General features: G+C 67.3%; 23 protein-coding genes. 13 read left to right on the top strand and 10 right to left on the bottom strand.

Going from position 1 to position 19,582, the window contains the following annotated elements; translation table 11 throughout:
• Positions 1 to 6: 6 nt before the first annotated feature.
• Positions 7 to 201 (bottom strand): hypothetical protein, encoded by a 195-nt coding sequence (locus OHA70_RS37715; protein WP_328326296.1) that lies wholly within the window; start codon positions 199 to 201, stop codon positions 7 to 9.
• A 169-nt stretch (positions 202 to 370) separates the two neighbouring features.
• Between OHA70_RS37715 and OHA70_RS37710 the strand changes: the two genes are divergently transcribed.
• Positions 371 to 2,335: a caspase family protein gene (locus tag OHA70_RS37710; protein WP_328326294.1), complete on the top strand. Its 1,965-nt coding sequence runs from the start codon at positions 371 to 373 to the stop codon at positions 2,333 to 2,335.
• On the opposite strand, the gene OHA70_RS37705 is transcribed toward OHA70_RS37710, so the two are convergent.
• The 4 genes from OHA70_RS37705 to OHA70_RS37690 are packed head-to-tail and all read right to left on the bottom strand — an operon-like array spanning position 2,322 to position 6,361.
• Entirely contained in the window at positions 2,322 to 3,152 is an 831-nt protein-coding gene (locus OHA70_RS37705) for a carbohydrate ABC transporter permease (RefSeq protein WP_442913856.1), read from the bottom strand. The two genes, OHA70_RS37710 and OHA70_RS37705, sit on opposite strands and share 14 nt — an antisense overlap.
• A complete protein-coding gene (locus OHA70_RS37700) occupies positions 3,149 to 4,081 on the bottom strand; it encodes a carbohydrate ABC transporter permease (RefSeq protein ID WP_328326292.1) in 933 nt (310 codons plus the stop codon). Before OHA70_RS37700 ends, OHA70_RS37705 begins: the two co-directional genes overlap by 4 nt.
• On the bottom strand, positions 4,078 to 5,364 hold the full coding sequence (locus OHA70_RS37695; RefSeq protein WP_328326291.1) for an ABC transporter substrate-binding protein: 1,287 nt from the start codon (positions 5,362 to 5,364) through the stop codon (positions 4,078 to 4,080). Before OHA70_RS37695 ends, OHA70_RS37700 begins: the two co-directional genes overlap by 4 nt.
• 4 nt (positions 5,365 to 5,368) lie before the next feature.
• Positions 5,369 to 6,361 (bottom strand): carbohydrate kinase family protein, encoded by a 993-nt coding sequence (locus OHA70_RS37690; RefSeq protein WP_328326289.1) that lies wholly within the window; start codon positions 6,359 to 6,361, stop codon positions 5,369 to 5,371.
• Between the two features lie 125 nt (positions 6,362 to 6,486).
• On the opposite strand from OHA70_RS37690, the gene OHA70_RS37685 reads away from it, so the two are divergent.
• The 11 genes from OHA70_RS37685 to OHA70_RS37635 all read left to right on the top strand — a co-directional run bounded on the left by OHA70_RS37685 (position 6,487) and on the right by OHA70_RS37635 (position 14,721).
• Entirely contained in the window at positions 6,487 to 7,239 is a 753-nt protein-coding gene (locus tag OHA70_RS37685) for a DeoR/GlpR family DNA-binding transcription regulator (RefSeq protein WP_328326287.1), read from the top strand.
• Positions 7,236 to 8,579, top strand: a complete 1,344-nt coding sequence (locus tag OHA70_RS37680) for a 6-phospho-beta-glucosidase (RefSeq protein ID WP_328326285.1) — start codon at positions 7,236 to 7,238, stop codon at positions 8,577 to 8,579. Before OHA70_RS37685 ends, OHA70_RS37680 begins: the two co-directional genes overlap by 4 nt.
• A gap of 247 nt (positions 8,580 to 8,826) precedes the next feature.
• Entirely contained in the window at positions 8,827 to 9,345 is a 519-nt protein-coding gene (gene rpsP / locus OHA70_RS37675) for a 30S ribosomal protein S16 (protein WP_328326283.1), read from the top strand.
• A gap of 5 nt (positions 9,346 to 9,350) precedes the next feature.
• Positions 9,351 to 9,602 carry an RNA-binding protein gene (locus OHA70_RS37670; protein WP_328335296.1) on the top strand — a complete coding sequence of 84 codons (252 nt, stop codon included), beginning with the start codon at positions 9,351 to 9,353 and terminating at the stop codon, positions 9,600 to 9,602.
• Between the two features lie 240 nt (positions 9,603 to 9,842).
• Positions 9,843 to 10,397 (top strand): ribosome maturation factor RimM, encoded by a 555-nt coding sequence (gene rimM / locus OHA70_RS37665; protein WP_328326281.1) that lies wholly within the window; start codon positions 9,843 to 9,845, stop codon positions 10,395 to 10,397.
• Positions 10,394 to 11,593, top strand: a complete 1,200-nt coding sequence (gene trmD, locus OHA70_RS37660; protein WP_328326279.1) for a tRNA (guanosine(37)-N1)-methyltransferase TrmD — start codon at positions 10,394 to 10,396, stop codon at positions 11,591 to 11,593. Before rimM ends, trmD begins: the two co-directional genes overlap by 4 nt.
• A 163-nt stretch (positions 11,594 to 11,756) precedes the next feature.
• Positions 11,757 to 12,116, top strand: a complete 360-nt coding sequence (rplS, locus tag OHA70_RS37655; protein ID WP_328326277.1) for a 50S ribosomal protein L19 — start codon at positions 11,757 to 11,759, stop codon at positions 12,114 to 12,116.
• Between the two features lie 119 nt (positions 12,117 to 12,235).
• Positions 12,236 to 12,883: a signal peptidase I gene (gene lepB / locus OHA70_RS37650; RefSeq protein WP_328326275.1), complete on the top strand. Its 648-nt coding sequence runs from the start codon at positions 12,236 to 12,238 to the stop codon at positions 12,881 to 12,883.
• Positions 12,880 to 13,644, top strand: coding sequence for a signal peptidase I (lepB, locus tag OHA70_RS37645; protein WP_328326273.1), 765 nt, complete (start codon positions 12,880 to 12,882; stop codon positions 13,642 to 13,644). The genes lepB (OHA70_RS37650) and lepB (OHA70_RS37645) overlap by 4 nt, the downstream gene beginning before the upstream one ends.
• 58 nt (positions 13,645 to 13,702) lie before the next feature.
• On the top strand, positions 13,703 to 14,401 hold the full coding sequence (locus OHA70_RS37640; RefSeq protein WP_328326271.1) for a ribonuclease HII: 699 nt from the start codon (positions 13,703 to 13,705) through the stop codon (positions 14,399 to 14,401).
• The gene (locus tag OHA70_RS37635; RefSeq protein WP_012922325.1) at positions 14,398 to 14,721 is read left to right on the top strand and encodes a DUF2469 domain-containing protein; all 324 of its coding nucleotides are present in this window, start codon (positions 14,398 to 14,400) and stop codon (positions 14,719 to 14,721) included. The genes OHA70_RS37640 and OHA70_RS37635 overlap by 4 nt, the downstream gene beginning before the upstream one ends.
• Before the next feature lie 85 nt (positions 14,722 to 14,806).
• Here the strand turns inward: OHA70_RS37635 and OHA70_RS37630 are convergent, their stop codons facing one another.
• Together OHA70_RS37630 and OHA70_RS37625 are read right to left on the bottom strand one after the other, a co-directional pair.
• Complete coding sequence (locus tag OHA70_RS37630) at positions 14,807 to 15,352, bottom strand: GNAT family N-acetyltransferase (protein WP_328326269.1); 546 nt, start codon at positions 15,350 to 15,352, stop codon at positions 14,807 to 14,809.
• Positions 15,353 to 15,613: 261 nt separating this feature from the next.
• Positions 15,614 to 15,766 carry a hypothetical protein gene (locus tag OHA70_RS37625; RefSeq protein WP_328326267.1) on the bottom strand — a complete coding sequence of 51 codons (153 nt, stop codon included), beginning with the start codon at positions 15,764 to 15,766 and terminating at the stop codon, positions 15,614 to 15,616.
• Here OHA70_RS37625 and OHA70_RS37620 point away from each other — a divergent pair.
• Positions 15,752 to 16,384, top strand: coding sequence for a hypothetical protein (locus tag OHA70_RS37620; RefSeq protein ID WP_328326265.1), 633 nt, complete (start codon positions 15,752 to 15,754; stop codon positions 16,382 to 16,384). The two genes, OHA70_RS37625 and OHA70_RS37620, sit on opposite strands and share 15 nt — an antisense overlap.
• A 50-nt stretch (positions 16,385 to 16,434) precedes the next feature.
• Here OHA70_RS37620 and dprA read toward each other — a convergent pair whose 3' ends face one another.
• From dprA to OHA70_RS37605, 3 genes are read right to left on the bottom strand one after another with little or no spacing between them, the layout of a single operon-like run.
• On the bottom strand, positions 16,435 to 17,610 hold the full coding sequence (gene dprA, locus OHA70_RS37615; protein ID WP_328326263.1) for a DNA-processing protein DprA: 1,176 nt from the start codon (positions 17,608 to 17,610) through the stop codon (positions 16,435 to 16,437).
• Positions 17,607 to 19,184, bottom strand: a complete 1,578-nt coding sequence (locus tag OHA70_RS37610; RefSeq protein ID WP_328326261.1) for a YifB family Mg chelatase-like AAA ATPase — start codon at positions 19,182 to 19,184, stop codon at positions 17,607 to 17,609. Before OHA70_RS37610 ends, dprA begins: the two co-directional genes overlap by 4 nt.
• Positions 19,184 to 19,540 carry a YraN family protein gene (locus tag OHA70_RS37605; RefSeq protein WP_328326259.1) on the bottom strand — a complete coding sequence of 119 codons (357 nt, stop codon included), beginning with the start codon at positions 19,538 to 19,540 and terminating at the stop codon, positions 19,184 to 19,186. The genes OHA70_RS37610 and OHA70_RS37605 overlap by 1 nt, the downstream gene beginning before the upstream one ends.
• Positions 19,541 to 19,582: the final 42 nt, after the last annotated feature.

Below are 19,582 nucleotides of genomic sequence, written 5' to 3'. Positions count from 1 at the left end.
AATTCTTCAGATGGCGCGGGCGACGTAGACCGTGCGTGGTGGGTCGTACTCGACCACCACGATCGGGGTGCCGACCTCGATCACTTCGTCGGTCGCGGGGTAAGCGTAGAAGGCCTCGGTGGCACCGCGGACCGGCAACATCACCTCGCCGACGATTCCCGGTGCGATCCGGCCGATCACGCGCCCTCGCTTGCCAACCATGACGCCCCTCCGACGTAACCCCTGCACCAAACGGTTCCCGCAGCTTAGTTCGCCCGGAGCCCGCCTCGGCCCCTTCCTGGCTCGGACAGGCGTCACGCCTTGTGGTCGAGGCTGACACCGGCGCATTGTTGGAGTGTCGACCTGGGGAGGGGGACGGGGAGGGCTTGACATGGGTGGGGCGCGGATCGCGTTGGTGATCGCGAACGCGGAGTACAACGATCCCGGGTTGAGCCGGCTGATGGCGCCGGCCCGGGATGCGGCTGCGCTGGCCGGCGTACTGGGGGATCCGGAGGTCGGCGGGTTCGACGTGCGGGTGTTGCAGAACGAGTCGGCGCAGACGATCCGGTACGCCGTCGAGGACTTCTTCTCGGATCGGTCGCCGGAGGATCTGCTGTTGCTGCATTTCTCCTGCCACGGGGTGAAGAACGCGGCCGGTGAGTTGTTCCTGGCGGTCGCGGATACCAAGCCGACGCGGCTGGCGTCGACGGCGGTTGCCGCGGACTTCGTGAACCGGCAGATGGCAGACAGTCGGGCGCAGCGGATCGCGTTGTTCCTGGATTGTTGCTACGGCGGTGCATTCCCGCGCGGACTGGTTGTGCGCGCGACGGGTGAGGCGCAGGTGCGCGACGCGTTCGCCGGTCAGGATCGGGTTGGTGGCGGGCGCGGGCGGGTGGTCGTCACTGCGTCGAGCGCGATGGAGTACGCCTTCGAGGATGGGCAGTTGGCTGCCGGTACGCCGAAGCCGTCCGTCTTCACCAGTGCTGTCGTGGACGGCCTCAAGTCCGGCGATGCGGACAAGGACGGCGACGGCTGGGTAGGCCTCACCGAACTGGTCGGCTACGTGACGGACCAGGTCCACCGCATCACCCCGAACCAGAATCCCCAGATGTGGACCTTCGGCTCCCAAGGCGAACTCCTGATCGCCCGCTCCAACAGAATCACCCCGCGGCTACTGGCTCCCGAGCTGCTCGAAGCGATGGCAAGCCCCCTGTCGGCCGCCCGCTTCGGCGTAGTCGACTACCTCCGCGAACGCCTCACCAGCGAGGACCAGGGCCTGGCTCTTGCCGCCTACCAAGCCCTCACACAACTGACGAACGACGACAGCCGCAAGGTCTCCGAAGCCGCCACCCGAGCGCTGACCGACACCCCACCCGCCCTACAAGACCTAGTACGAGGCTCAGCCCAGCCCAACAAGCCCGTACCGCCGGCAGCCGCGCCCGCCGCTGCTCCGCCCGCACCACCACCTTCGTACGCCGCCCAGCAACACGCAAAGGCCCAACGCAACCAACAGGCACTACGAGACCTAGCCAACGCCCACCCCCTCCCCAAACCTGCCTCGACGACCACGCCACCCGCCGCGGCGGCGACTCCAGCACCCGCGGCGGCGGCACCGGCATCCTCGGTGGTTCCGTGGTGGGTGGTTGTTGTTTTGGTGGTGGGGGCGGTGGTGCTGGTGATCGTCAACTGGCCGGGGGCTGTTGATTCTCGGCGGATCTGGTCGGATGACTCGAATACCGGGTGGCGGGTTTACCGGAGTTGGTTCGATCCGGAGATTCTTGCCTCGGTCGTCGTGCTGGCCGCGGGTCTGGCGGCGCGGTGGATGCCGGTTGCGATGGGCATCGCGCTGGGTGCGGTCCTGTCGATCGGCGAGGATGCCTTCCTGTTCCTGGCCGGCGGGCTGGCCGCGGAGGAGACCGCCGAGTGGCTCGTCGCCGGCTTCGTCGCGCTCATCCTGGCGGTGGCCATCGTCGTCGTGCTCAAACCACAGCCGCGACCGTGGCCGGTCCGGGCGCCCGCCTTCGCGTTGATCGTTGCTGGTGGCATCGTTTTGTTGCTGGGGACGTTGGTCCAGCACAACGACGGCATCTCCTTCTCCACCGTCACCAAGCTCGCCCTGCTGGAGCCGTTCGTCATCGTGGCGCTCGGCTGGCTCGCCATCGCCGCCATCGAGGCGCGGACCAGGAGCTGGCTCACCGCCACCGCGGTCACCTACGCCGTCATCAGCATGGTCGCCGCGGTACCGGCGTTGACCGAAGGCAAGTCGGCGTCCGACCTGCTCGCCGGTCTGTTCGGCAACCTGCTCGTCATCGCCGGAGTCGCCTACGCAACCCGCCGCCCATTCATCCTCGAATAGCTCCTTCTGTCGCGCCCTTGATGAACTGCCGGGCGAAGATCACGAAGACGATGATCAGCGGCACCATCGCCATCAGCGCACCCGTCATCACCATGCTGTAGTCGACCCCGTGGCTGCGGTTCAGCGACGACAACGCCACCTGCAGCGTCAGGTGATCGGGATTGGTGAGCACGATCAACGGCCAGAAGTAGTCGTTCCACGAAGCCACGAAGGTGAAGATCCCGAGGAACGCCAAGGCCGGCCGCGCCGACGGCAACGCCACATTCCGGTAGATCCCGAAGAACCCGCAGCCATCGAGCGTCGCCGCCTCCACCAACTCGTCGTGGATCGAGTTCTGGAAGTACTGCCGCAACCAGAAGATCCCGAACGCGTTCGCCGACGCCGGGATGATCAGCGCCTTCAACGACCCGACCCAGCCGAACGCCGCCATCGTCTGGAACTGCGGTACCGCGCCCAGCTGCGCCGGCAGCAGCATCGTCGCCAGCAGGATCACGAACAACGCGTTCCGCCCCGGGAACCGGAACTTCGCGAACGTGAACGCCGCCAGCGAATCGAAGAACAGCACCAGCAATGTCGTCGAGACCGCCACCACCAGCGTGTTCGCCATCGACGAGAAGAACGCAACGTTCTGCAGGACTTCGTGGATGTTGTCGTCGAGCTGCGACCCGAAGGTGAACTTCGGCGGGTACCGATAGATGTCCGACGTCGTATTGGTCGCCATCACCAGCGTCCAATAGAACGGGAACAGGCACAGCAGCCCCGCGATCGCCAGCACCACATGCATGATCAGCCCAGGCCAACGAATCCGCGATTTCACTGGCGTCCCCTTCCGCCGAGCAGCTTCCAGTTGATCGCCGTGAAGAGCAGCACCAGCATGAAGATGCTCAACGCGATCGCCCCGGCGTACCCGTAGTCGTTGGCGAAGAAGGCCTGTTGGTAGAAGTACATGACCACCGTCATGCCGCTCTGCCCGGTACCACCGGTGTTGCCGACCATCACCTGTGGCTCCGTGAAGGTCTGCAGCCCGCCGATCGTCGACATGATCACCGTGAACAGCACGACCGGCCGGAGCTGCGGCAGCGTGATCAAGAAGAACGTCCGGAACGGTCCGGCGCCGTCGACCTTCGCGGCCTCGTACTGCTCGGTCGGGATCGCCTGCAACCCGGCCAGATAGATGATCGTGTTGTACCCGGCCCACTGCCACACGATCATCGTGGAGATCGCGATCTTGATCCCCCACGGTTGTCGCAGCCAGTCCTCGGTCGGCAGCCCGAGGGACCGCAGGATCGAGTTGATCAGGCCGAAGTTCGTGCTGAAGACAGCGGCGAAGAAGATCGCCGCCGCCACCAGCGAGGTGATGTTCGGGATGAAGTACGCGATCCGGTAGACGCCCTTGAACCGGACCGCCGAATGCAGCATCACCGCGAGCGCCATCGCGATCACCAGCGTGGGCACGGTCGACATGACGAACAGCACGACCGTGTTCCACAGCGCGAGCCAGAACGTGCTGTCCTCGGCCAGGAAGCGGAAGTTCTGGAACCCGACCATCGTCCGCGGGCCGAGGCCGTCCCACTTCTGGAACGCGAGCAGGATCGTCGACGCGACCGGGTACAGCCCGAAGACGATGAAGATCACGTAGAACGGCGACAGCGCCAGGTAGAAGCGCCAGTACGACCGGATGCTGCGCCGGCGCCGCGGTTTCGTAGTACCGGCCGGTCTGCTGGGGGCTGTCGCGGTCAGAGTCACTGCACGCCCTGACGCTTGCCGATCTGCTTCGCCTTCGAGACGGCCTCCGCCCAGGCCGCGTCCGACGTCTTCTTGCCGGCCTGGACGAGCTTGAGCCCGTCGGTGAACGGGGTGGCGAGTGCGCTGTCGAGGGGAGCCTCGTACGCGATCGGGATCGCCTTCGCCGCCGGGCCGAAGACCTCGATCGGCACCTGCCCACCGAAGAACGGGTCGGCCGCCTTGAGCTGCGGCTTGTCGTAGGCGGCCGGCGCGGACGGGAAGATCTGCGCGTCCGCGAACGCCTTGGCCTGGTTGTCCGGGCTCAGCATGTACTTGATCACCTCGAGCGCGGCGGCCGGATCGGCGGCGTTCTTGGTGATGGTGAGGAAGGAGCCGCCGAAGTTGGCCGGGCCGCTCGGCGTCGCGGCGACCCGCCACTTGCCGACGCTCGTCTTGCACGCGGACTTGATGTCCAGTGCGACCCAGGCCGCGCCGACGATGGTCGGCACCGTGCCCTGGTCGAGGCCGGCGTTCCAGTCCGCCGAACCGCCCAGCACCTTGCCGTCGACCTTCAGCGTGACCGCCTTCACCGCGATGTCCCACGCCCTGCGGATGTGGTCCTGGTCGCCGATGAACTTGTTGTCCTTGTCGATGTACCGCGCCGTGCCCTGATTGACGATCGTGCCGTACAGGTCGGTGGCGTCGGCGACGATCGGCGCCTTCGGGTTGGACTTCTTCAGCTCGACACCGGCGGCCAGGAAGTCGTCCCAGGTCTTCAGCTGCTCGGCCACCTTGGCCGGGTCGCCGGGCAGCCCGCCGGCGGTGAAGACGTCCTCGCGGTAGAACAGCGCGGTCGGCCCGATGTCGATCGGGATGCCGATCACCTTGCCGTCCAACGTGGTGGCCTGCTTGACCTTCCACTCCAGGTAGTCGCCCAGGATCGAGTCGGCGCCGATCGTCTTCAGGTCGACGAACCGGTCGGCCTGCGGCAGCAGGGAGGCGATGTCCTCACCCTTGACGCCGGTGATGTCGGGGATCGACGTCCCGCCGTTGAAGGTGGTGAGCAGCTTCTGCTTGAAGTCGCCGCCGACCTCGGAGTACTTGATGTGCTGGTCGGGGAAGTGCGCGATCGTGTCGTCCAGGACCGACTTGCCCAGGCCGCCCGGCCAGCACCAGAGCGCGATGTTGCCGGTCGCGTTCTTCTTGGTCGAGCCGGTGTTGATGCTCGACGAGCAGCCGACGACTGTGCTGCCGAGCATGGCCGCGAAGCCTCCGGCGAGCAGCGTCCGACGGGATAGCTCCATGGTTCTACCTTCCTGACTGGTCGCGCAGCGGTGCGGGACCGAAGTGTGCGCTGATCAGCGCGGCAAGGGATTGACCTGAAAGAGATTGTTCTGTTGGGTGCTGCTGGTGCCAGGCCCTGAGGTCGGCCCAGGTCGGGGCCGCGTCGGCGCCGCCCAGCTTGGTGACGGACAGCGCCGCGGCGAGTGCGGCGAACCTGAGGCGCTCCGCGAGTGGGAGCTCCCACAGGGTCGCCGCGATGAACCCGGCGGCGAACACATCACCCGCCCCGGTGGTGTCCGCCGCCGAGACCTGTACGGCCGGTACTACGACCCGCTCGCCGGAGCCCGCGTCGAGCGCGAGTGCTCCGTTGGCGCCGTCGGAGACGACCACCAGGGGTACCTTCTCGGCCAGCCGCTCGAGCGCCTCGGTCGGCGTACTCGTGCGGGTGTAACTCATCGCCTCGCCCGCATTAGGGAGGAACACGTCGCAGTGCTCCAGTTGGTCGAGTACTGCGGGGTCCCACTGCTCGGTGGGGTCCCAGCCGACGTCGGCGAAGACCACGCTGCCGGCCGCCCGGGCCTTGGCGAGCCACTCGTTCGGCCAGGGACCGATGTGAGCGGCGACGGCCCTGGCCGCCGGCGGCGTGGTGAGCAGCTCGTCGGCCGACAGTGGGGGAGGGGTACCCCTGGTGACCAGTGCCCGGTCGTTGTCGTAGGCAAGGGCCACCGTGAGGGGGGTCTGCCAGCCGTCGAGCTTGCGGGAGAGGGTCAGATCGATGCCTTCGCCCTGCGTCAGCCGGTCCCAGAGCCGGCCGCCGAGATCGTCGGCGCCGAAGGTCGCGGCCAGTCCGGTGCGCAGCCCGAGCCGGGCCAGCGCGACCGCGAAGTTGGCGATCCCGCCCGGGCTCTCGGCGGAGGCGTCCGCCCAGACCTCGGTGCCGGGGCGCGGCGCAGACGGCAGCCCGAGCACCAGGTCGTGGAAGACCAGGCCGGACACCACCACGTCCAGCTCACTCATCAGCAGCACACTCCTGCAGGGTCGCTCAAATTCGTGCAGCCAGTGTGGATCGTTTGAGCAAACTACGCAATACCTCTGCAAATTGATGCGCGAGTGTGACGGAGTTTGCGTGATACCGTCTCCGTGTGTTGCCAAAGCAGCGGCAGGACCAGATCGTTCGCGCGCTTCGGGCCGACGGGGCCGGGGGTGTGAAAGTGCTGGCTGCCCAGCTCGGGGTCAGCGAGGCGACGATCCGGCGCGATCTCGAGCAACTGCACGAGCAGGGCCGGCTGACCCGGGTGTACGGCGGAGCGCTCGCCGTCGACGGCGGTGACGAGCCGTTCGCCGAGGTCAGCGCCGTGCACGCCACGGAGAAGGACCGGATCGCCCGCCGCGCGGCCGCCCTGGTCGCAGACGGCGAGTCACTGCTGCTCGACATCGGTACTACGGCGCTGCGCGTCGCCCAGCAGCTGCACGGCCGCTCACTGACCGTCGTGACGAGCAACCTCGCCGTCCTGGAGGAGTTGCAGAACGACGAGCAGATCGAGCTGATCATCCTGGGCGGCTTCGTCCGGCGCAGCTACCGGTCACTCGTCGGATACCTGACGGAGGAGTCGCTGCGCCAGATCCATGTCGACTGGCTGTTCCTCGGTACCAGCGGGGTGCGCCCCGACGGCCGGGTGATGGACAGCACGATGATCGAAGTACCGGTGAAGCGGGCGATGATCAAGGCCGCCGACCGGGTGGTGCTGCTGGCCGACGCGACCAAGTTCCCCGGCCACGGCGTCGCCAAGGTGTGCGAGCCGACCGAACTTTCCATGGTGGTGACCGAGCCCGACGCCGATCCGGCGACCCGGGCCCAACTAGTCGAGGCAGGGGTCGAGGTGGTGCTCGCGTGAGACTGACCATTCTGGGGGGCGGCGGGTTCCGGGTTCCCCTTGTTTATCAGGCATTGCTCGGCGATCGCGGCGACGGCCGGATCACCTCCGTCGTGCTCTACGACACCGATCGTTCGCGGTTGGCATCGATCGGGTCGGTACTCCGCCAGCAGGCCGCGCTGTACTCCGATGCGCCGGTGGTGACCGAGACGACCGACCTCGACGAGGCGATCCGGGGCGCCGATTTCGTCTTCTCCGCGATCCGGGTCGGTGGGCTCGAAGGGCGCACGATCGACGAACGGGTCGCGCTCGATCTCGGCGTACTGGGTCAGGAGACCGTCGGTGCCGGTGGGATCGCCTATGCGTTGAGGACGTTGCCGGTGGCGACCGCCATCGCCCAGCGGATCGCCGCGCTGGCGCCGGAGGCATGGGTCATCAACTTCACCAACCCGGCCGGGATGGTGACCGAGGCGATGATCCCGTACCTGGGTGATCGCGTGATCGGGATCTGCGACTCGCCGTCCGGGCTCGGGCGCCGGGCCGCTCTGTCCTTAGGGCTGGACCCTTCGTCGGTCTTCTACGACTACGCAGGGCTGAACCATCTGGGCTGGCTTCGCGGACTGGAGTCGGGTGGGGTCGATCATCTGCCGGCGTTGCTGGCTGACCCGGCAGCGCTCGGCGACTTCGAGGAGGGGCGGCTCTTCGGGGTCGAGTGGCTGCGGTCGCTGGGGTCGATCCCCAACGAGTATCTGCACTATTACTACTTCGCTCGCGAGACGCTGGCCGCGGTACAGGCGGTGGAGCAGACGCGGGGGACGTTCTTGCTGGAGCAGCAGTCACGGTTCTATGCGGAGACGGCGGAGCAGCCGGGCAACGCCTTGGAGTTGTGGCAGAAGACGCGGGCCGAGCGCGAATCGACGTACATGGTCGAGAGTCGCGAGATCGCCGACGCGGGGGAGCGCGACGAGCGGGACATGTCAGCGGGTGGGTATGAGCAGGTCGCGCTGTCGCTGATGCGGGCGATCGCGCACAACGAGCGGGCATCGCTGATCCTGAACGTCCGCAATCGGGGCACTCTGCATCATCTGGACGCGGATGCGGTCGTGGAGATCCCTTGTACGGTCGACGCCAACGGCGCGCGGCCGGTGACCGTCTCGCAGTTCACCGACCACCAGGCCGGGCTGGTCTGCGCGGTGAAGGCCGTCGAACGCTCGACGATCGAGGCGGCTACCTCCGGCTCCCGCTCGGCGGCGATCCGGGCCTTCGCCTGGCACCCTTTGATCGACTCGGTCACGGCGGCTCACCAGCTCCTCGACGGGTACGTCGACCAGCTCCCCGAGCTGGCCGCGTTCCGCGCCTGACGGGCCGTAGTACCGGCGACTCCGTGCCGCCTGAGAGCCCGTACCCCGCGCCCGGGCGTTTCGGGGCTGGGGCGGATTGGTCGCCGGGCGGCTGATCTGGCAGAATGATGGGCTGAGTCCGTCCGGATCGCGTGCAGCCCTCTAACTCCACGTCCCGGTTCGGCCCATCCGAGTGGTCACCCGTTGTCCCCACGACGCCGGTGTGCCGCTCAACCAAGACATGAATCCCGAGGGAGACACCACAAACGTGGCAGTCAAGATCCGTTTGAAGCGCATCGGCAAGAAGCGTGCGCCGCACTACCGCATCGTCGTGATGGACGCCCGCGCCAAGCGTGACGGTCGCGCCATCGAGGAGATCGGCAAGTACAACCCGAAGGCTGAGCCGTCGTTCATCCACGTCGAGTCGGACCGGGCGCAGTACTGGCTGGGCGTCGGCGCGCAGCCGACCGAGGCCGTCGCGGCCATCTTCAAGGCCAGCGGTGACTGGCAGAAGTTCAAGGGCCTCGACGCCCCGGCGCCGCTGCGGGTCAAGGAGCCCAAGCGCGACAAGCAGGAGATCTTCAACGAGGCCCTCGCCGAGGCGCACGGCACGCTGAAGACCGAGGCCGTCACGACCAAGAAGGCCGCCGCCAAGAAGGCGGAGCCGAAGGCTGACAAGGCCGAGGCCAAGGCTGATAAGAAGGACGACGCCGTCGAGGCGAAGACCGAAGAGGCTCCGGCCGCTGAGGTTGCCGCCGAGGCTCCGGCCGACGACGCCAAGGCCTGACGATGATGGAGACCGAGGCGCTCGAGCACCTGGTCCGAGGCATCGTGGACAACCCTGACGAGGTCAGCGTCCGGTCGCGCAACCTGCGGCGTGGACGCACTCTCGAGGTGCACGTGCACCCCGACGACATCGGCAAGGTGATCGGCCGCAACGGCCGGACGGCGACGGCGATCCGTACCGTGGTCGGGGCGCTCAGCTCCGAGCAGTCGGTCCGCATCGACTTCGTCGACGAGTTCAACCGGCGCCCGCGCCGCTGAACTTTGAGGGTGTCTGGGGACTCCGCGCCTACTGCGCTGCACTCGGCACGGCACCTCGCCGCACTGGAGCAAAGGCCACGATGGAAAAACATCGAGGCCTTCCCTCCAGCACGGCGAGCTACCGCACCGAGCACATGCTCGCTACGGCGCGGAGTTCCCAGACACCCTCACTCAGTCCCTGAAGGGCCGTACCCACTGGGTGCGGCCCTTCACTGCTCTTCTGGAAAGTAGGAACCGCAAGTGCTGGTGATTGTCGGCCGGATCGGCCGGGCGCATGGGATCAAGGGCGCGGTCGGCATGATCGTCCGGACGGACGACCCCGATCTGCGGTTCGCGGACGGCGCGCAGCTCGTCACGGTCTCGACGCCGCCGCGGACGCTGACCGTGGAGTCGAGTCGCTGGCACAGTGGGCGGCTGCTGGTGAAGTTCGTCGGGTCGCCCGACCGTACCGCCGCCGAAAACCTGCGGAACCTGGAAGTACAGGCCGAGATCGCCGAGGACGAGCGGCCCGAGGACCCGGAGGAGTACTACGACCGCGAGCTGATCGGCCTGAAGGTGCGGACCACCGATGGGGTGGAGGCCGGTGAGGTCATCGATGTGATCCACCTGCCCTCGCAGGACTTGCTGGAGATCCGTCGGCCGGCCGGCAACGCAGTACTGGTCCCACTGGTCGAGGAGCTGGTCCCGTCGATCGACCTCGACACCGGCTACGTGGTGGTGGCTGACCGGCCCGGCCTGCTCGATCCCGAGGGTGCTGAGGTGGTCCCGTCGGAGCCTGGAGACTCGGGCCGATGAGGCTGGACGTCTTCTCGATCTTCCCGGAGTACCTGGCGGCGCTGGACGTCTCGCTGGTCGGCAAGGCGGCCAAGAGCGGTCTGCTGGACGTCCGTGTGCACGACCTGCGCGACTGGACCCACGACCGGCACCGCACTGTCGACGACACCCCTTACGGCGGTGGCGCGGGCATGGTGATGAAGCCGGATCCGTGGGGCGAGGCGTTTGACACGGTCATGCCCGGTGATGGTCCGTCGCAGCCGCGGTTGATCGTGCCTACGCCTGCTGGTCGGCCCTTCAGTCAGGACCTGGCGTACGAGCTCGCGGCGGAGCCGTGGCTGGCCTTCGCCTGCGGACGGTACGAAGGGATCGATGGGCGAGTCGCTGCGCACGCTGCTGAGCGGATGCGCGTTGATGAGGTCTCCATCGGGGACTACGTGCTCAATGGCGGGGAGGTCGCAGTACTGGTCATGGTGGAGGCGATTGCTCGCCTACTGCCTGGGGTGATCGGCAACCCGGAGTCGCTGGCCGAGGAGTCGCACTCAGGGCATGGCCTGCTCGAGTACCCGGTCTACACGAAGCCACCGGCTTGGCGCGGGCACGAAGTACCGGAGATCCTCCTGTCCGGCAACCACAAGCTGATCTCCGAATGGCGCCACGACGAGTCCGTACGCCGTACTGCCGAGCGCAGGCCTGACCTGCTGGCCGCCTGGGGCAGCTCCATGCCTGCTGAGGATGACCCGGCTGCGCAGGTGCGGGTGCTCCCGGCGACTCCGGAGGACGCGGGGGAGCTGCTGACGTTGCAGCGGGCCGCCTTCATCACCGAGGCACAGGTCTACGGCGACCTCCGCATTCCGCCCCTGCAGGAGTCTCTCGAGGAGTGTGTCGCCCGCTTCGCCCAGGGGCCGGTCTGGAAGGCCATGGCGGGAAGCAGGATCGTCGGGTCGGTCCAACTGGGCATAGACGGCTCAGTGGGCCGTATCGGACGGCTGATGGTCGCTCCGGACTGGCAGCGGCAGGGGATCGCCGCCAAGTTGCTGCAGGTGGCCGAGAAGACGGCTCCGGCCGAAGTCACGACGTACGAGCTGACCACGGGCGCGGAGAGTGAGCGCAACCTGCAGCTGTACCGCAACGCCGGCTACCGCGAGACCGGGCGCGAACAGCAGACGGACAAGGTCGTGCTGGTCCTGCTCGCCAAGCGTCGCCGGCGGCGCTGAGCCCGGGCTGATTTCGTGGCGTGAGCGCCGTGTGGCAAACTTGGTCGCTGTTGCCGTTCGGTGCTCCTGCCACAGGGGGTGACCACCGCATGACAACAATCTTCGACTCTCACAAACGAGCATTCGTGGGTGACCTGTGGCACGCGCGAGGAAGAGACACCTGATGAGCAACATCCTGAACGAGCTCGACAACGCGAGCAAGCGTGACGACATCCCCGCCTTCCGCGCCGGCGACACGGTCAACGTGCACGTCAAGGTCGTCGAAGGCAACCGCTCCCGCGTACAGGTGTTCAAGGGCGTCGTGATCCGTCGCCACGGTGGTGGCCTGCAGGAGACCTTCACGGTCCGCAAGGTCAGCTTCGGCGTCGGTGTCGAGCGCACCTTCCCGCTGCACACCCCGATCGTCGACAAGGTCGAGGTCGTCACCCGCGGCGACGTGCGCCGCGCCAAGCTGTACTACCTGCGCGAGCTGCGCGGCAAGGCAGCCAAGATCAAGGAGAAGCGGGACATCCCGGCCTCCTGATCGTCTACTGACGACGGTCAGGAATGGCGCCGAGCACCGCGACGCGCGCTCGCCCGCCAGCCAGGAGGGCTCGTCGCAGTAAAGGACGACACCGCAGGCTCAAACAGCGCAACCCGCTGATGAGCCTGCTGCTGGAGATGACCACCGTGACAGTGCTCGCGCTGGTCATCACCGTCGTGCTGCGACTCTTCGTAGCCGAGGCTTTCTACGTGCCCTCGGAGTCGATGTACGACACGCTCACCACGAACGACCGGATCCTGGCCGAGAAGGTCAGCTATCTGCACCGTGACGTGGACCGGGGCGACATCATCGTCTTCAAGGACCCCGGCCACTGGCTGAACGAGGAGCAGAAGGAGCCCGGCACGCTGCGGCAGGTCGGCGAGTTCGTCGGCATCCTGCCGCGCAGCGGTGAGGGTCACCTGGTCAAGCGGGTGATCGGCGTGGCCGGCGACAAGGTGGTCTGCTGCGACAAGGCGGGCCGGATCACGGTCAACGGGATCCCGCTCGACGAGCGCGAGTACCTGCTCAAGGACGCCAAACCGTCCACCACGACGTTCAGCGTCGTTGTGCCGCCTGGTTCACTGTGGGTCATGGGTGACAACCGGGCCGAATCCGCGGACTCCCGCGCCCACATGGGCGGGCCCGGCGGCGGGTTCGTCCCTGTCGACAACGTGGTTGGCCGTGCCTGTTGCGTAATCTGGCCGTCTGACCGGATGACGATGCTGCGTCCTCCGGAAACCTTCAAGAAGCCGGGGCTGAAGAAGTGACTGAGACACCGACCGCGACGAAAGAGAAACCCGCCCACCGCTCAGGCCTCGCGGCAGCTGCTCGCGAGTTCGTGCTGATCGTGGTCGGTGCTCTGATCGTCTCGTCGATCCTGCGGGCCTTCGTCGGCCAGATGTTCATCATCCCGAGCGAGTCGATGCAGAACACGCTGCTCGTCGGCGACCGCGTCGTGGTCGAGAAACTGACCGACGTGAAACGCGGCGACGTGGTCGTGTTCGAGGATCCGGGCGGCTGGCTGGGCGACGAGGAGAGCGGCCAGAAGCGTGGGTCGATCGGCCGGTTCTTCGAGGTCGTCGGCCTGCTGCCGGACTCCAGCCACGGTCACCTGATCAAGCGCCTGATCGGGATGCCGGGGGACAAGGTCGCCTGCTGCGACTCCAAGGGCCGGCTGATGGTGAACGGCCAGCCGCTCGAAGAGGGCACCTACCTGTATCCGGGTGACGCGCCGTCGGCGATGGAGTTCCAGGTCACCGTTCCGGCCGGCCGGGTCTTCGTGATGGGCGACCACCGGTCCGAGTCGGGTGACTCCCGGGTGCACCTGAGCGACACCGGTCCCGACGGTGGCAATCCGGGGGACGCTGCCTTCGTACCGATGGACAAGATCACCGGGCGGGCCATTCTGGTGGTTTGGCCGGCCAACCGGTTCGACAAACTCGAAGTACCGGATACCTTCAAGGCGATACCGGCACCCGGTCCGGCCCCCGACAAACCCTCGATCTCCCTCACACCACCTCCCAAGTGAGCTATCCGCCTCACCAGTGAGCCTCTCGCTGGCGACCGCCTCTCGAGTGAGTTGATGGATGAGCGCTCTACCGCGCGGCAGCACCATCCGGCGTGACGCCGGGCTCTACGGGTACGAACGTGCCCTGCGCCGGGTCGGCCTCGACCCGATCGCAGGCGTCGACGAGGCCGGCCGCGGACCGTGTGCCGGCCCGCTGGTCGCGGCCGCGGTGATCCTGCCGGACGGCAAGCGCGGTCAGATCCCCGAGCTCGCCGACTCCAAGTTGCTGACGGCGAAGGCACGTGACCGGTGCTACGAGCAGATCCGGTCACGCGCCCTGGCCTGGTCGGTGGTCTCGATCGAGGCGGCCGAATGCGACCGGCTGGGCATGCACGTCGCCAACGTGGAGGCGCTCCGCCGGGCGATCTTCCTGCTCGACCTGCGCCCGCAGTACGTGCTGACGGACGGCTTCGGGGTGGACGGGCTCGGCGTACCAGGTCTGGCAGTTTGGAAGGGGGACCGGGTGGCGGCGTGTATCGCGGCGGCCTCGGTGATCGCCAAGGTGACCCGGGACCGGATCATGCAGCACTGGCACGACGTGTACCCGCAGTACGATTTCGCGATTCACAAGGGGTACTGCACCCCTGAACACCAGGCGGCGCTGGACGAATACGGCCCGTGTCCACAACATCGACGGCGGTTCGAGAATGTCCGCCGCAGTATGCGGCCCGATATGGGACAGAATGTGTCCAGTCCCACCGGAGCGGAGAGCCGATGAGTGCAGACGACCTTGAGAAGTACGAAACCGATATGGAGCTACAGCTCTATCGGGAGTACAAGGACGTCGTCGGGATCTTCAAGTACGTCGTGGAGACCGAACGGCGCTTCTACCTGTGCAACGCGGTGGACCTGAAGGTCCGCACCGAAGGCGGCGACGTCTACTTCGAAGTCACCATGGCCGACGCCTGGGTCTGGGACGTCTACCGCTCGGCCCGCTTCGTGAAGAACGCCAAGGTAGTCACCTTCCGCGACGTCAACATCGAAGAACTCGCCAAGTCAGACCTGGAAGTCCCCAAAGACAGCGACTTCGGCCGCTGACCAGCCGTAACCGGTGACCTTGAACACCCTCTGGTGACCTTGAACAAGAAATAACTTGTCCAAGGTCACCAGAACCTGTTCAAGGTCACCGGTTATGGCCGGCGAGTTCGCGAGTCATCCAGATCGTGTCGCCGCGCTCGGCGTCCTCGTCGACCCGCCCGCTGCCCTGGAATTCGAGCTTCTCCAGCACCCGGAACGACGCCGCATTCCACTCCCGCACAGTCGCCCACAGCCGAAGCCGCCCCGTCGCCGCCGCGGCCTCGACAATCGCCCATGCCGCCTCCGTCGCATACCCCTGCCCGTGAGCCCGCCGAGCCAACTCGTACGCGATCTCAGGCTCCTCGAACGACCCGCGTCCCACGGTCAGCCCGCAGTACCCGACGAACTCCCCGTTATCGCGCCGCTCGACCACCAACAACCCCAACCCCGGCTCCGCCGCCAGCGGATTCTCGAGCAGCCACCCCCGAATCTCCTCAACCGTCGGCCGCCCCTCCGCATCGATCCGCCGTACCGCCCGTGGATCCCGCTCAAGCCACAACCCCCGGTACTCCTCAGCGTCCGCCACCACCCACCGCCGCAACCGCAACCGCTCGGTCTCCAGCTCCACTGGCAGATCCCCATAAGTCGCCACTCGTCGAACCTAGCCCGTGGGTGTTGAGGACGTTGTCGAGGTGGACGCGTACTACGACAAGGACAAGATCCGGCCGCTGCAGGGTGGCTGTTATACCGAGCGGGTGTCCGGGGTGGACATCATCTACGGAAGTCTTGGTTGCGCGGTGACATACGCCGGACCCGACGGCGGGCCGGACGGGAACAACGCGGCGCTGAAGCACGGCGGTACGTACGCCTTGTCCGCCGAGCACGTCATTGGGGCAATCGGTACGGGGGTCGGTCAGCCGTACGACATCGACAACGACCGGATCGGCTGGGTGCAGCTTGCCGTCAGCGGCAAGGAGGACGAGCACGGGGACTTCGCGATCTGCTGCAGTACGACGACAAGTTCCTGGCACAGATCATCGGGCTGGGAGTTGTGCTGGGTGAGCACGACGTCAGTGACGACGAGGTCGGGCACTACCCGGTCAGCAAGCGCGGTTCGGAGACCGGCATCACGCACGGGAAGGTCACCGCTAGCCATCAGACCGTGTCGTTCGTCGACGGCGACCGGACATATGAACTCACCGGCCTGCTCGAGATCACCGCGAACGAGGGACCGTTCGCCGAGCACGGTGATTCGGGCTCGGTCGTGGTGAACCTCAACAATCAGGTGGTCGGACTCCTGGTGGCGGCGACGGAGGACTACAGCAAGGGCTACGCAGTTCCCATCGCCCGGATCCGGGACACTCTCCAGATCCAGGTGCTCTCAGCGCCTATGTCCTTCAAGGGCGCTCCGTCGCGGCGGGTACCCAGCGGAAAGGACAAAGTCACCCTGATCCTCTGCCTGCCCGCCCCCGCGCCCCAGGCCGGCCTGATCGTCAACCTGACGACCAGCAACCCCGCGGTGGCGAAGGTCCCCGCCCGTGCGGCGTTCCCCGGCCTGTCGGACAGGTCGCTGCCCATCACGATCGACCGCGCCTCCGCCGGCGCCGTCGGCGAAGCCCTCATCAAAGCCGTCGCCACCCACCTCCCTAATCTCAAGGCCGAACTAGACCTGCACTTCGAATAGCGCAACGCGATCCGACCAAGTGAGGCGGTGTCCAAGCCCCATAGCTCTTGTTAGAGGGATTGTCGGTGGGTGGGGGAGAGGCGCCAGCCGGTGGGGGTGTACTCGATGAGGTCGGACTCGGCGAGGGTTTCTAGGCATTCCTGGGTGGTGTCCACGTCGAGGCCGGCTGTGGTGGCTATGCGGGTGGCGTCGGCGGGGCGGAGAACGGGGACGGCGTCGAGGGTGCGGTTGAGGTCGTGGTCCAGGTGGTCGGTGATGGTGGCTGGCGCGTGGGGATAGGTGCTGGTGTGGGTGCCGATGGGGGAGATGGCTTCGAGGATGTCGGCGACGTTGGTGGCTAGGGCGGCGTTGCGTTCGCGGATGAGGAGGTGGACACCCTCGGACATCCGGGAGGTGATCGGGCCGGGGACGGCTAGTACCTGGCGGCCACATTGCTCGGCCCAGCCTGCGCTGTTCAATGCGCCGCTCCGGATGGCCGCCTCGACGACGACGGTGCCGAGAGTGGTGGCCGCGATGAGTCTGTTGCGGGCGAGGAAACGTAGCTTGGTGGGCGAGCACCGGGGCGGAAGTTCGCTGACCAGCAAGCCTGTTTCGGCGATCCGGTCGAACAGAGCCGTGTTGCTTTTCGGATAGCTGACATCGACTCCACAAGCGAGCACCGCCACGGTCGGACCGCCACTCGCGAGGGCTCCGCGATGCGCCGCGGCATCGATGCCATAAGCGCCTCCGGAGACCACCGTCACGCCCTCATCAGCAAGCCCCGCAGCCAATTCGGAGGCCGCGTTCTCCCCGTACGCCGAACAGGCACGAGCGCCCACCACGGCAACAGACTTCGCGAGCGTCTCCCGCAGTTGCGCAGGGCCCCGAACCCACAGCCCGAACGGCACCCCGCCCCGACGGCTCTGCAGACCGGCGTCGGCCAGCACCTCCACCTGCTCCGGCCATTCGTCATCACCTGGGATGACGAACCGTGCCCCAGCCGCCGCCGCGCGCTCGAGATCAACCTCCGGCCGCGCCTCCGCCACCCGAGCCGACCACCGCTCGAACATCGGCCGCCCCTCCTGCAACGCCTCCCACAGCTCCACCACCTCCATCCCCTCAAACGCGGAAGCCGCCGCCGGATCCCCCGGCTCCACCACCCGAACCAACCCAGCCCGAGCCAACCGCTCTGCTTCGTACCTTGCATCCGAGGAGTTGACTGACGAGAACTGCGTAGACGTGTTCATGAGGTGGGCTTTCTGAGGGGGCGTTCGTCGGTTAAGGGGGTTAGTGGGGCGCCGGTGCGGAGTTGGAAGGCTGTGTGGGTTAGGGGGACTGTGGGGATGGGGGCGCCGGCCAGGTCGGCGAGGGTCCAGGCGAGGCGGGAGACTCGGTCGAAGCCTCGGGCGGTGAGGCGGCCGTCGGCGTAGAGGTCTTCCAGGAGGCGTTGGCTGGCTTCGTCGATGGGGTATTCGCGGCGGAGGATCGGGCCGGGGATCTCGCTGTTCAGGGACCAGGACGTGCCTTGGTAGCGGTGGGCTTGGCGTTCGCGGGCAAGGCGGACCCGGGCTGCGACCTCGGCGGTGGATTCGGGGCGGTCGCCCTCGCCTTCGCCTCGGGCGGCGGGGAGGATCTGGCGCTGGATGTCGAGGCGGTCCTTGATCGGGCCGCTGATCCGCTGGCGATAGCGCTTCAGGTTCTGCGGTGTGCAGTTGCAGATGTTGTTCGGCGTGCCGGCGAGGCCGCAGGGGCAGGGGTTGGCCGCGAGGACCAGCAGGAAGCGGGCTGGGAACTTCGCGACCGCTGCCGCCCGGTGCACCTCGATGAAGCCCGACTCGAGTGGCTGGCGCAGCGTGTCGAGCGTCAGTGGATGCATCTCGGGTGCTTCGTCGATGAAGAGGATCCCTCGATGGGCGCAGCTGATCGCGCCGGGGCGTGGCATGCCGGAGCCGCCGCCGATCAGGCTGGGCAAGGACGCGGTGTGGTGGGGAGCGATGAAGGGCGGCCGCACGACGAGTTCGGCGTCGTTGGTGAGTAGCCCGGCCAGCGAATGGACCGCGGACACCTCGAGCGAGTCGTCAGTGCTGAGATCCGGCAACAGGCCGGCCAGGCGTTCGGCGAGCATCGTCTTGCCTGAGCCAGGCGGGCCGTGCAGGAAGATGTGGTGGCCGCCGGCGGCGCTCGCCTCGATCGCCTTGCGCCCTTCGCGCTGGCCGAGGACGTCGTGCAGATCGACCTCGGGAACCCGCGTCAGCGATTCGGAGATGAGCCGAGGCTCCGCCCGTGGCGGGTCCTCGTCGGGCATCTCGGTCTGGCGGAGTAACGCGAGCACCTGGCGCAGGGATCGCATCCCGTAGACCTCGATCCCCGGCACCAGCCGCGCCTCGCCCGCATTCAGCTCGGGGACGACGACGCGTTCGAAGCCGGACCGGGAGGCGGCCAGGGTCATCGCGAGCGCGCCGCGCACCTCCCGCATCCGGCCGTCCAGGCCGAGCTCGCCGATGATCGCCACGTGGCGCAGGCGCTCGTTGTCGACGACGCCGGCGGCTGCGAGCAGGGCGACTGCGATAGCGACGTCGTAGTGCGACCCCGTCTTCGGCAAGGTCGCGGGGGAGAGGCCGATGGTCACCTTGCGGTCCGGGAACTTCTCGCCGCTGTTGACGACGGCTGCCCGGACGCGGTCGCGCGCCTCGGACAGCGAGGTGTCGGGCAGGCCGATCAGCGTGGTCTTCGGTAAGCCTTGCGCGATGTCGGCCTCGATCTCGACGAGGTGGCCCTCCAGGCCGACGAGGGCCACCGACCAGGCCTGGGCGAGCGGCATCAGGCCACGCCCCTGACGTGGTCGACGCTCGGCGCGCCGCGGTACGGGAGGAGCACGGCGACGACGTCGATCCGGACCTCGCCGGGCCGCACGTCGTGCTCCCGCAGCCAGTGGCCGACCAGTTGGCGCAGCTTGCTGAGCTTGCGGTACGTGATGGATTCGAGCGGGCTGCCGTAGCCCAGCCCGCGCCGGGTCTTCACCTCGCAGACGACGAGGGTCCGGTGCTCCCTGGCGACGATGTCGATCTCGCCCTGGCCGCAGCGCCAGTTGCGCTCCAGGATCGTGAAGCCGTTCTCCACGAGGTACCTGGCGGCGAGATCTTCGCCGTACTTCCCGACCGCATCCGTGGTTCGCATCGATGACCACCTCCGGCTGAAGAACATGCCGAGGTTCGTACC

The sequence above is a fragment of the Kribbella sp. NBC_00382 genome (assembly GCF_036067295.1).
Taxonomy (GTDB): Bacteria; Actinomycetota; Actinomycetes; order Propionibacteriales; family Kribbellaceae; genus Kribbella.
The sequence above is the reverse complement of the archived record's forward strand: the minus strand, read 5'-3'. Positions and strand labels throughout refer to the sequence as shown.